Annotated in this window: 8 protein-coding genes; 4 read left to right on the top strand and 4 right to left on the bottom strand. The window is 43.2% G+C overall.

The window, feature by feature from the left end; all coding sequences use genetic code 11:
• Window positions 1-83: 83 nt before the first annotated feature.
• On the bottom strand, window positions 84-3,521 hold the full coding sequence (locus tag OCV36_RS22080) for a DEAD/DEAH box helicase family protein (protein WP_135459149.1): 3,438 nt from the start codon (window positions 3,519-3,521) through the stop codon (window positions 84-86).
• Between the two features lie 76 nt (window positions 3,522-3,597).
• On the bottom strand, window positions 3,598-5,082 hold the full coding sequence (locus OCV36_RS22085; protein WP_135459147.1) for a sigma-54 interaction domain-containing protein: 1,485 nt from the start codon (window positions 5,080-5,082) through the stop codon (window positions 3,598-3,600).
• Between the two features lie 188 nt (window positions 5,083-5,270).
• Here OCV36_RS22085 and OCV36_RS22090 point away from each other — a divergent pair, with 188 nt between their 5' ends.
• The 4 genes from OCV36_RS22090 (at window position 5,271) to cas6f (ending at window position 10,020) form a co-directional block, all read left to right on the top strand.
• The gene (locus tag OCV36_RS22090; protein WP_135459145.1) at window positions 5,271-6,455 is read left to right on the top strand and encodes a TniQ family protein; all 1,185 of its coding nucleotides are present in this window, start codon (window positions 5,271-5,273) and stop codon (window positions 6,453-6,455) included.
• 330 nt (window positions 6,456-6,785) lie between these two features.
• Entirely contained in the window at window positions 6,786-8,357 is a 1,572-nt protein-coding gene (locus OCV36_RS22095; protein ID WP_261887537.1) for a type I-F CRISPR-associated protein Csy2, read from the top strand.
• Window positions 8,358-8,362: 5 nt separating this feature from the next.
• Window positions 8,363-9,418: a type I-F CRISPR-associated protein Csy3 gene (gene csy3, locus OCV36_RS22100; protein WP_135459143.1), complete on the top strand. Its 1,056-nt coding sequence runs from the start codon at window positions 8,363-8,365 to the stop codon at window positions 9,416-9,418.
• A gap of 2 nt (window positions 9,419-9,420) precedes the next feature.
• On the top strand, window positions 9,421-10,020 hold the full coding sequence (cas6f, locus tag OCV36_RS22105; protein ID WP_135459141.1) for a type I-F CRISPR-associated endoribonuclease Cas6/Csy4: 600 nt from the start codon (window positions 9,421-9,423) through the stop codon (window positions 10,018-10,020).
• A 204-nt stretch (window positions 10,021-10,224) separates the two neighbouring features.
• Here the strand turns inward: cas6f and istB are convergent, their stop codons facing one another.
• The gene (gene istB, locus OCV36_RS22110) at window positions 10,225-10,965 is read right to left on the bottom strand and encodes an IS21-like element ISVch3 family helper ATPase IstB (RefSeq protein ID WP_135459317.1); all 741 of its coding nucleotides are present in this window, start codon (window positions 10,963-10,965) and stop codon (window positions 10,225-10,227) included.
• Window positions 10,966-10,975: 10 nt separating this feature from the next.
• Complete coding sequence (gene istA, locus OCV36_RS22115; protein WP_135459315.1) at window positions 10,976-12,508, bottom strand: IS21 family transposase; 1,533 nt, start codon at window positions 12,506-12,508, stop codon at window positions 10,976-10,978.
• Window positions 12,509-13,002 lie beyond the last annotated feature (494 nt).

Genomic DNA, 13,002 nt, shown 5'->3' on the forward strand with positions numbered 1-13,002 from the left:
TTAATTCAAGGCCCTCATTCAAGGTAGTAGCCGCTGGTTTTTAATGGTTGTAGTGTAATCAGCTTGCTGGCTTAACCAAAGGGCTAATTCACTGCTTTCTCGACGCTTGATTGTTTATTACCCAAATGCACGCTAAAGCGACGCACAAATTGCTCAACTACATCTGCTTGAGCAGGGTTTGGGAACACGCCGTCTAATCCCGCATCGTCAATTTGATTAAATGGTGCGTCATAAAGAGCTTCAATATCAACGCTGCCATAACGACATAAGTGATTCTTGAGCATGCCGATAAAACGCTGCTGTCTTGCGTTCAAGTGAGTATGAACTTGTTGAACGAATGCGGTAAATTCATGCTCAATTTGTTGTTCATCCATCCCTACAATCGTTCGTAAAATTTGGTCTAACTCGGCGGTTGATTCAGGGAAGAACTCTTTGAGTGTATGTAAATCCACATTTGGGTTTTGTGTATGCACCAGTGCATTCAGTGTTGATAAATCAGCTTCTGTCACCGCTTGGCCGCCACGTATTTTCTGTAGCACAGTGTTAGATTCAAACAGTGGCGTCAGTGTTTTTTCAACTTCTTGACGGTAGATCTCGTAATCCACAGTGATGATGTCGGTTTTAATCTCTTCTGTTTCATAGAGCGTTGGATCTTCACGTAGGTCAATAATAGGCGTTTGCGGCGCAGGAGGCGCTACGCCTTTATCACGCAAGTGGATAACCGTGCGTAAATTATGGCGACACGTTTCTACCGCAAAATAATCGGCATCACTCAAATAGTTGGGTTGTTGAATCTGCTTGATCGTTGCCGCTTTACTACGCACTTCATTGAGATGCATCGACAGACTGATGACTTTGTCTAAGATCGGCGATGCCTCTAACTCAACTTTACTTGGCTGCTGCAGTTTGGTGAGTTGCAATTGTAAGAATTGTAGGTCTAAACGCAGCGCTTCACTTTCACCAGTAGTCTTCTTCCACTGCATCAGAGGTGCCATTTCATCAAAGAGTAACGCTTTAGTATCTGGCGCCATCTGCATTAAACGTTTTTCTTCACTCAGCTGTGCTTTTAGTTTCCATTTCTCGCGTACCGCGATGGTTTGATCATTTAGAGAGTCAATGTCTGCCTTAATCTGCGGTATAACGTCGGCAAAGATTTCCATTTCTGCTTTTTTAAGCGCTTCGACGGCAAGCACTAATTTTGCTTCAAATACTTTTTGCGCCAAAGATTTACTTTGCGTTCCTTCATCCTCATCTGGGTTCATTTTGAAATGCTCAAAGTTGCCCCAGTGGTCGAAGATGAGGAAGTGCTTCTTATCTGCTCCAGGCCCGTACAAGTTTTCACATAAACGTGTACCACGCCCTACCATTTGCCAAAATTTTACTTTTGATTTTATAGGCTTAGCAAAGACCAAGTTAACACATTCAGGCACATCAATACCGGTGTCTAACATATCAACCGAGACGGCAATGGTAACTTCATCATCGTTACCTTCAGTACTTTTGAAGTTGTCGATAAGCTCTTCTGCTCTCTCATATTTTGAGTGGATAACTCGGCAAAAATTTCCACCCATATCTGGGTACATTTCACTAAACAACTCAACTAGCAGTTCGGCGTGAGCTATGTTTCTTGCAAAGATAATCGATTTACCAGGAAGTTGGTCATCCACATCTTTTAACCCCTTTTCCATTAGGTTGCGGATGATTGCTCGGTTGGTATCTTTATTGAATATGGCTTTATCAACCTGCTTCGCATCGAAATCCAGAGTGTTTGGATCAATACCTTGATCTTCTAGTTCTGCAATCTGCTCATCCGTCAGTTCGCTTGCCTTAATGCCGTCACGTAAGAATTGAGTTGTGTGGGTAACGACTTTAAATGGAACTAAGTTTTTCTCTTCAATCGCTTGCTCAAGTGGGTAGTTCGCCGTCGGCATTTTGTAGTCACAGCCGAACAACTGACTGGTTGAGCGCGAAATCATCTCAACAGGAGTCGCGGTTAAACCCACTTGTAATGCATCGAAATATTTGAATAGCTCGCCGTACTTGTTGTAAATCGAACGATGCGATTCATCAGCAACGATCAGGTCAAAGTGGCCAACATCATACTCTTCATAATTTTGGATCATACCCGGATAGGTCGCGATAACGATACGCGCCTTTGAAGCTAGTTCTTTCTTACTTTTACCTTTGATGAAAAGCGGCTCTTTAGTGTGCTCATTAAACGCATTACCAGCCTGTTTACGTAGCTCTTTTCGGTCACATAAGAACAGAATACGTTTCGCCCAACCTGCATCTAACAAGCGCTTGGCTAATGCAATAGAGACTCGCGTTTTACCCGTCCCGGTTGCCTGTACAATAAGGGCCTTTCGATGCTTGTCTGAAAAGCGCTCACAAATACGGCTGATGCTTTCCATTTGATATAAACGACCCGCAACTTTTGTATCAATGGGTGTGCTGTTTAAATCTTTCTTTATTTCTCGTTGAAGAATCAGATATTGAAGGCTGTCTTTTGAGTAATAGCCAAAAATCAGTCTAGGTGCGTAACCCTGAGCATCATCCCAAATATAGATTTCGTAACCGTTAGTGTAGAAAATGACTGGTCGCTGGCCGGTACTTGCTTCTAGTGCGTCTGCGTATAGTTTCGCTTGCTCACGCCCTGCATTGGCATCTTTTCGAGTACGCTTAGCTTCAATAACTGCTAATGGTTTGCCATTATCATCCCACAATACATAATCGCAGCGACCTTTGCCTGTTGTGGTTGGTTGGCCGTCGACTTCGTACTCTTTTGACACCTGTTCCGTGCTTTCATTATCAAGAGCGACATCCCAACCTTCACTGCGTAATTCAGCATCAATGAGACGCTTACGAGTTTCGGCTTCATTAAAGTCAAAGCTGCTTTTTAGTGACAGGGTATTAGTGCGAATTTTATCGGCTTTAACGTGGTCAGTTTGCTGCTTCAGCTGAGCGGCTTGTTTCTGAGCTTCTAACTGCGCTTGCTTTACTTCTTCTAATTCTTTTAGCGCTTTCTTAAGAAGGTCATCATTTTGGTTAAGCTTCTGCTGTAACAGTTTGTTCTTTCTCTTGAACTCAGCTTTAGACTCTTCACCCGTTGGTGCATTGTCTGGAACAGTAAATTTAGGGCAACCTTCTATATCACCGTCGCCATAGGCCATATAGAGCCAACAACCAATAAAGTAAGACTCTTTCAACAACCAAATCGAATCATGTTGTGAGACTTTCCCTTCATGAGCAGCTTTGTTGCCCCCCTTGCGAACAGCGTGAAACTTATCAGCAATGGTTTTATCAACAACCGAGGTAAAAGCGCCACTGACAAGTTTGTCGTGCATTGAAGCATTGGGAGCAACAGGTAGGTGAAGTTCTTGGTATAGGTAACCAACAATTTTTTCAACATAACAACGTAGCTTCACGAGAGCACTTTGCGGATCAACAACGGCATACGTTTCAGCAAAAGCACCAAGCTCAGCTAACTCGGGCCACTGTTCTCTTAAATGTTCAAAATTCATAGACTTCTTCACCTTTCTGTCTCCTAAGATGAGTGATACTTTGCAACGTTTACGCCAATTTCAAACTTGGTTGTTTTTATGATTCTAAATTGAGCGTTTTCAGCCAGTTATTTAGCGTTTGATGATTATTTAAACCTAACGATTTTGCAGCTTTAGATTTGTTTCCAGCAGCATAATCCATCGCAGACTCAATTGCACTTTTCTTTATATTATCAATATGTTGCTGAAGGTCACCAGGAACCCTAAATTCACCATTGTTCGCCGAATTTAGGTCACGACTTATTATCGCAACGTCCAAATCTTGTTTAGTGACCTCTTTACCTTCCGACCATAATACGGCTCGGTTTAATGTGTTCCATAGCTCACGAATATTACCCGGCCAGCTGTATGCTTCTGCAAATTCTATTGCAGACTTGGAAATATTCTTACTCTCAAATAAGGGATGAGTCTTCATCTGCTGGTTTATCTCGATCATCAACTCTTCGATCAGGAAAGGGATCTCTTCTGAACGCGCCCTTAACGAAGGCAACTCAATCACTCCAACGGCTAGCCGATAGAAAAGATCTTCACGAAAAGACTCGTCAGAAACCATTTTAAAAAGGTCACGGTGTGTCGCAGCGACAATCCTCACATCAACACTTTTCGTGGCAACGTCTCCCACCTTTGTAATTTCCTGCTGCTGCAATGCCCTAAGTAATTTGACTTGAACGGCTAAAGGGAGTTCACCAACTTCATCAAGAAATAATGTTCCACCATTTGCTTGCTCAAATAACCCTGCATGATCTTGGTGTGCCCCTGTAAACGCACCTTTTACATGACCAAACAAAATGGAATCAACCAAATTTTCAGGTAAAGCACCACAGTTAACAGCTTTAAATGGCTTATCAGCACGAGGACTGGCTTTATGAATACCTTTTGCCATCACTTCTTTACCGGTACCACTTTCTCCGAGTAGCAAAGCCGGTAGATCAGCATAAGCCAATCGTTGTGCTTTCTTGATGACGTTCTGCATGACAGTAGATTTGGCCGTAATCGAATCAAAAGCACTATTGAGAGACGGTGTTTTTGAAGCAAGTTGAGCAATAGCTGTTGACGAAGATTTTTGATACTCAGCAGAAAAGTCTACAGGTACATCAACTTCGATTAACTGACCTTGAGGGGTAGTTTGAACTAACTGACATTTCGCAATACTCTTTCCAAGTAGAACAGAAACGACTGTCATTGCAGGAGTACCAGAGGTCAAATTTAGATAAATACCATCAGCCTGATCAGAGACATGAGCCAGTTGCTTGTGCATGACTTTGGTAATTGCAGTGTAATCAATTGGAGATGACAACCTGATACGTTGAATCTTTACTGAAGTATTGGAACGCCCGGCACAAGCAAGTTTTTTTTCAAGCCACTCTTTGTAATCATGCCATTCATCTTCCCATGTACTAGCCAGAATCACGACATCATCAAATGCTGGCGCTTTTAACGCAATAGTCGCAATTGAAGCTGTTTTATCTAGCTTCATCTGATCAAGGTCTGTTCTTCCAAGCCAACTAAGCAAGGTTGCCATTCTATCTTCCGTAATTATCTTTACTTATTGATAAATACTTTACAGCAATAGTCCCTTAGTTGATATTCAATTAAGTGAAATGCAGACCCAGGTTACACAAAATGGAAACTTGTCTATAGCGTCTCAATCTGAAGTAAAACTCGGTTAATCATGTTGGTAACTCCTATATTTGGATTAGGAGGAGCTTAATGCTTTTACAAAGACCCAAACCACACAGTAACGAAAGCTTGGAGAGCTTCTTTATCCGAGTTGCAAATAAAAATGGCTATGAAGATGTGAACCGTTTTCTTATGGCCACGAAACGTTACCTTCAAGATATCGACTTCTCAGGGTTCCAGACCTTCCCTACTAACATCTGCAAGATGAATCCTGCGTCAGCCAAAAGCAGTTCCAGTGCCCGAATAGCTTCACTCCTGAAGCTCGCTCAATTGACGTTTAATGAACCGCCCGAGCTGCTTGGGTTAGCAATTAACAGAACAAATTTAAAATACTCTCCATCCACCAGTGCTGTGATACGAGGTTCTGAAGTTTTTCCTCGTAGTTTACTTCGAACTAAATCCATCCCCTGCTGCCCATTATGTTTACAACAAAATGGCTACGCCTCCTACCTTTGGCATTTTGAGGGTTACGATCACTGCCACATTCATAATACACCTTTAATTACTGCCTGTAGTTGTGGGTCTGAATTTGACTACCGAGAGTCGAGGTTGAAAGGAAATTGCAGTAATTGCAAAGAACCTATAGCCATAAAGAGTTCAGAGGTGAGTCATGAGGCAATATTCACTGTCGCAAATTGGCTCGCCGGCAATGAGTCTAAAAATCTACCTGACGTCCCCAAAAGCTACCGTTGGGGGTTGGTTCATTGGTGGCTCCATCTTAATGACAATAAGTTCGACCATCTATTATTCACCCAATTTTTCTCGAATTGGCCTAGCTCGTTTCATTCTATGATTGATAGCGAAATCGAATTCAACGTAGATCACGCAATTGTTGGAAGAAAAGAATTGCGGGTAAAAGATCTTATGGGGCGGATATTTTTTAGTTCCATTCGATTACCAGAGCGCAACCTGCAGCACAATATCGTCTTAGGCGAGCTTCTACGGCATATAGAGACGCATTTATGGAATAGCAACGGTCTGATCGCTAACCTACGCATGAACGCTTTAGAGGCTGCTGTATTCCTCAATTGCAGTATGGATGAGGTAGCTTCAATGGTAGAACAGCGCATCTTAAAGCCAAATCGTAAAACTAAGCCAAACATGCCTCTGGCGGTTAACGACTACTTATTTTATTTCGGCGACATCTTCTGCCTTTGGTTAGCCGAATTTCAAACTGATGAATTTAACCGCTCTTTCTATGTATCGAGGTGGTAAATGGAGAGTCTGAAAGAGTTACTACAATCAAGACCAGATGATTTGAACGTAGAATTAAAGCGAGCATTCCGCCCTCTTACTCCACATATCAATATCGATGGAAAGGAGCTTGATGCTCTCACCGTTTTGGTTAACTTAACGGATAAAACCGCCGACCAAAAAGACCTGACTGATCGAGCGAAGTGTAAAGAAAAACTACGAGACCAAAAGTGGTGGGGTCTTTGCCTGAACACTATCGAGTACATTCAGAGCCATAACCTAAAGTTCCCGGACATTCGTGCAGGTGGTGTTATTCGAGCATCTACGTTGGGCTCTCTACCAGAACATTTGTTGTCATCATCTAAGCTGCCACAACACTATTGGGCTTACAGCCATGATTCAAAGTACGTCAATAAAAGCGCTTTCCTTACAAGTGAGTTCTGCTGGAACAATTCAATTTCATGCCTTGCTATCTTTCTACAAGATGATTCACATATTTTATGGACTAAGTTGCTGACACTAGGCTGTTACAAGAAAACAAAAAAGGCAGTAATTAAGCAGTTGCAGAGCTTTGATAAGGAAAAAATTGACGTCACATTAACTGGCAATTACCTAACACAACTTTCATTGCCAGATGACGAAGATTCATATATTTCAATATCTCCTGTTGCCTCTCAAGCGATGCAAAGTCACTGTTATCAAGCGCTAGAAACTGAGTATCGCTATACAGCATTAACCCGTTACAGCCGCGGTACTAACATGGGAGTATTACCTATGACATGTGGTGGTGCTTTAAGGATGCTTACATCTGTTCCTAACTTCTCAAATACACATCACCACAAACTCAACAGCAATGAGCACTGGCTATCAAGAGAAAGCATTCAATCTTTAAAAGACTATCTACAACTGAACAGGCTAGTGATACCTGAGAATCGAAAACAGGCACAACGTAAGTTGGTAACCGACAATATTCAAATTATGATTCGAGCATGGCTTTCTCGACAAGATGCAAGGATAGGTGCGAAGACACTAACAGAATACTTAAATTACGACCTCTCACAGGCAAAAGCGACGAAGCGTTTTGCGTATGTTCCCAAGCTCACTAGGTTGTTTCACAGCCTCCTAAAACAAAAAATAGATAGCCCATTGCCCCAACCTCGTGTCGATGAACCTAGCTCAAACTCTGGTGCATTTTTGCTCTTACCCAATATCACCGTCTCTGGAGCAACAGCTTTGAGCTCTTCTGTAACAATCGGTATTCCGTCACTAACAGCATTCTATGGGTATGTGCATGCATTTGAGCGCAAGCTAAGAGAGTTACACGCAGCAACGAAAATTGAGTCCTTTGCTATCTGTATTCATCAGCTCCATTTAGACAAACGTGGTTTAACCAAAGAATTTGTTGAGAAAGCGAACAGCACTATTTCTCCCCCATCAACAAATGATGACTGGCAATGTGATTTCACATTTAGCTTTATCCTAAAGTTCTTGCATAAGCCAAACATACCCAATGACTCTATTATTAAAGCCCTACCAAAACGGCTTGCCCGAGGGGCAACAAAAATTTCTATTGCAGACTTTCATCGCATTCAGCCATTCGACAGCTTAACTTCCGCCGTTAAATATGTGCCAATACAAACGGGAAAATGGCTCTCGCTCTATAAGGGGCATCTGGGTAGCTTTGATGACTTGATAGGAAGCGTTAGGGAGAAGCGGTGGTTTACCCCCTCTTGCGTTGGATTTCATCTGCTAGAACGACCAGTAGAAAAAAAGGACGTATTACGAGGCTATAAGCACGCATTTTCCGAGCCTATTATTGGGCTCATAAACCCTATCATTTTTGGGAACACGACAGACCCTAATAAAATTTTATGGCGTTATAAGTACCATCAAAATCATATCGTATTACAAACCGAGGCATAACTATCATGGAACTACCAACCAACTTAGCTTATGAGCGCTCCATCAACCCCTCCGACGTTTGCTTTTTTGTTGTTTGGCCTGATGGTACGAAAGAACCTCTAAGATATACATCTCGCATTGCACTTGGGCAAATGGAAACGGCTTCATTAGCTTATGATTCAAAGGGAAACATTAAAGAAAGTGCGACCGCGGAAAAACTAGCACACGGCAATCCACATGCTGGTGACTTTTGTAGTGTTCCTTTCGGAGCTAGCCACATTGAATGTTTTTTCTCAGTATCTTTCTCTTCAGAGTTACGGAAACCATACAAATGCAATTCAAACACTGTCAAAGATACTCTCGTTAAGCTGATTGAGCTTTATGAGAAACGAATCGGTTGGCAGAAGTTAGTGTCCAGATACCTAATCAACGTCTGTAACGGCTCTTGGTTGTGGAAAAATACCAAGAGGGCATACCGCCTTGACGTAGAACTATCACCTTGGCCTTGGTCCGAAAGACCTGTTTTATTTGAAAATATACGTACAGAGTACAGAGAAGAATCAGCATTTGAAGCTCATCAACAGTGGAGTGCAATCCGTCAGTTAGTTGTTGATGCATTCAGCCAATCGAATGGGCTAGCAATATTTGAAGTTAAAGCCACTTTAGTACTCCCAACCAATAGTGAGATTTATCCAAGCCAAGCATTCACTGAAAAAGAAAACAAAGACTCTAAAAAATCTGGCGACAAAGCTCGAACATTTCAGAACACTCAGATAAAAAACGTACGCTCGCCGATCATTGGTACTTACAAAGTAGGAGCTGCTATCGCTAAAATTGACGATTGGTATCCGAACGCCATTGAACCTTTGCGAGTTAGTCGATTTGGCGCTCATAAAGGCGAGGTGACTTGTTATCGTCACCCGTCCACACAAAAAGATCTGTTTTCCATTATTCAAAATGCCGACCAATACGTTGAACACTTATCTGCATCAGGGAGATTGAGCCAAGAACTTACTAATGACTTGCACTACTTAGTTGCTAATCTAATCAAAGGTGGGATGTTTCAGCATAAGGGGGATTAGCTATGAGCTGGTTCTATAAGACAGTAACTTTCTTACCAGAGCGCTGTGACAATAAAGTGCTCGCAGCAAAGTGTTTGAGTATTCTTCACGGATTCAATTACAAGTATGATACGAGAAGTATTGGAGTTTCTTTTCCTGATTGGTGTGATGAGACTGTCGGCAAAAAGCTAACGTTTATCAGCACGAGTAAAGTTGAGCTCGATTTGTTACTTAAGCATCATTACTTTATTCAAATGAGACAGCTTGGCTATTTCGATATATCAGCAACGACAAAGATTCCCGCTAATTGCGAATATGCTGCGTTTACTCGGAATCAGTCAATCGACAAATCTTCTGCTGCAGGTCAAGCAAGAAAGCTGAGGCGACTTGAAAAACGTGCAATCGCTAGAGGGGAAGCTTTTCACCCCGCTCTACTTAAACAAAAAGAACTAATCGTTCTTCCTCATTACCATTCGCTCGAAGTAAGCAGTCAAAGCAAAAACAGTATCTTTCGGTTGAACATACAAATGAAGGCTACTCATAGCTTTGAAGGTAACTCGATGTTCAGCAGTTACGGATTGTCCAATACAGACAATTCGTATCAAGCAGTCCCCCTAATTTGACCCTATTTCCATCAACACTTTTAAGCTATTGAATTATAGAAGATTGATCACAGTGAGAAAAATAGGGTTACTTGACGCTAAATCTATTAACTGATTGATAAAGTTATACTATTCTTTAATTAGTATGCGTATTTCGGTGATTGCGATCGCTCGTTTCGGTTTATTCCGATCACCTGATCCTACCGTTTTTCTCTCTTCTTATTTTTACTCTAAGTGATCGGATTGCGCCAGTTTTCTCATTGACTCACCTCCCAGTTCTATTCTATGACTATTGTGTACTAACCGATCCATTAGCGCGTCCGCGACGGTGGCGTTGCCGATCATGTTGTACCACTCCCTTACAGGTAACTGGCTGATGACGATTGTGCTGCTGTTTTGATAACGCTCTTCCAGCACTTCTAATAAGTGACCCGCATGCTCTTGAGTGAGTTTTTCCATCCCCCAGTCGTCGAGGATCAGTAAGGTTTTCTTAGCCAGCGATTGGAGTTGCTTTTGATAGCTACCATCCAGACGACCAGCGGTCAGGTCGTCAAGCAAGCGAGTTAATCGGTAGTACTTAACCGTTTGTTGTTGGTCACAGGCGCTGGTTGCCAGTGCGCAGGCAAGATACGTTTTGCCTGCGCCTGTTGGGCCTGTAACCAAGATGTTCTGGTGTTTGTATAGATAACTGCCCGTCAGAAGTTCGCTCATCTGTTTACGATTGAGGTTTCGTCCCTCCTTATAGATGAGTTGGCTCGGCTGCGCATCTACTCTCAGCTTGGCTTGTCGTTTTAAGCGTTGGATTTTGCTCTGATTGCGATTCAAGATCTCGCTTTCCAGAAGTAGGCTTAGCCTTTCCTCGAAGTCCAGTTCTGCGTAGGTGGTCAGTTGCTCTTGCTGCTGCTCTAATGCTTTCGCTACATGGCTCAAGCGTAGGGTTTTGAGTTGGTCGTTCAGTGCATTCATATCCTTTCTCCTAGTGATAACTGTTCGGGCCACGAACATTGCTATGAACAAGATTTGGCGTACTCGTGTTGTCTTTACTCAGTTGTCCTTCACGATTGTTTTTCAACAAATTGCTGATGAAGGTGTAATTGGATTTTGTCAGCATCAGCGCATCTTTACAGGCTTGCTCTAGGCGCGATTCGCCATAGGTTTTACTGAGGCTGAGCAAGCCAAGGCAGGAACGATAAGACTGCTCTGGATGAGGCTTGGAGTTCAGCATCTTATTGACGACTTCTCGTGTGGCTGGGCCGATATTGGCTCCCCAGCTAAGCAAGCGCCCTGGCGACCACTTCTGATGTTGATGGTTGCTTGGCATGTGCTCTGGTTGGGTGCTGTTTCCTCGCTCTCTTTGGCTACGTGGATGCTGGGCCACCAAGTTACCTTGATGGTAGATCTGCACCAGGCGATTAGAGGCTTCCAACTCGACATGGTGACCAACAAGTTGATGGGGAACCGAGTAGTAATGACGGCGATATTCGATGTGATAGTCAGGGCCAACTTTGGCTCGTTTAGTTTCGGTATACAGGTAACGCTGCCTAGGCAGTGGCTTTAATGCAGGTTTGTCGAGTTTATCGAACAGCGCTTGGCGGCTGGCGCCATACTGTTTCATCTCACGCTGATTTAACTCATTCATGAGTTCACGGATGGCGAGATTCAACTCTTTAAAAGTGTGGAAGGCTTGGTGTCGCAACCGCATCATGATCCAGCGTTCTACTAGGAGCACGGCATTCTCTGCCTTGGCTTTGTCTTTCGGTTTGTAGGGGCGAGCAGGCATCACGGCTGTTTGATAGTGATTAGCCAGCTTTTGATAGCTGTCGTTCAGTCTCGGCTCATAACGATTGGCTTTGGTGACTGCGCTGCGTAGGTTATCGGGAACTAAGAGTTGTGGTACGCCACCGAAGTGTTCGAACGCATTCGCATGCGCCTCTAACCAGTAGGGCTTCCCTTGGCTGGGGAAGGCTTCAACATAAGTGTAATTGGACGCGCCTAAAGTCGCGACGAACACCTCCGCTTCGCGCACTTCGCCTGTGTCAGGGTTGACCACCTGAAGCCGAGGCCCACAGTAATCGATAAACAGTTTATCACCTGCAACATGAAGCTGGCGCATGCTGCGTTTTTGGGTTTTGAACCAACGAGTGAAGTGCTCGCAGAACTGAGTGTAAGCGTAAGCTTGCTCTTGATATTGCTCATGATACTCCTGCCAGAGCAGCATCTTTGTCATACCTTTACGCCTGAGTTCGACTGCGTATTGAGTGAAGTCTGGCATAACTTTATCTCGACTGACTTTCTTGCCGTGATACAGCGTCTGTGTGAGATCTGCATCGCTGCAACTGTCGGGTAGAGGCCAACCAAGTTGGCTTTGTTTAAAGCGAGTAAGGAGTTCTGATACGGTGGACGGGCCGAGTTTAAGGCAAGAAGCGATACCACGATTTGAGAGACCGCAGTCGTATTTAAGGCGTAATACCTCTTTGATTTTGTTCATTGGAGTTCTCTTTTTGGCCATTGTCGCTTCCTTTCCTTCTTGTTTAAGAAGTAAAGAATAGCGAGCTATTGATTTAAAAGAGAAAAAGGAAGGATTTCGGCCATTACGATCGCGGTTTTCGCTATTCCGATCACCGATTTCGGAGTTTGACTAAAAGTGATCGGATAATCGCGGAATCAGTGATCGGTTTAAACCGAAATGGGTGATCGGATAATCCCGAAATGACTGATCGGAATGCTCCGAAATATGCAATTAGTAACAGTGAACTGCCGAATAGGTAGCTGATAATAGACTCTATATCGATGAGCATCACAATGTTGTGTGAACTGCCGAATAGGTAGAAGCCCCTTCAATATCAATTCTGTTGCTTCCAATCTCAAACCACTATTCAGTGGTTTGCTTTAGAAAAAAATGAGGACTATAATCCCCAGCACTACTGCAAAGTAGTTGATAACAAACGAACCACATTCATTCGAGTTCCAGAGCAATTCACTGCTGAATAAGTAGATACTCTA

Origin of the sequence: Vibrio echinoideorum (assembly GCF_024347455.1) — a bacterium.
Classification (GTDB): Bacteria; Pseudomonadota; Gammaproteobacteria; order Enterobacterales; family Vibrionaceae; genus Vibrio; species Vibrio echinoideorum.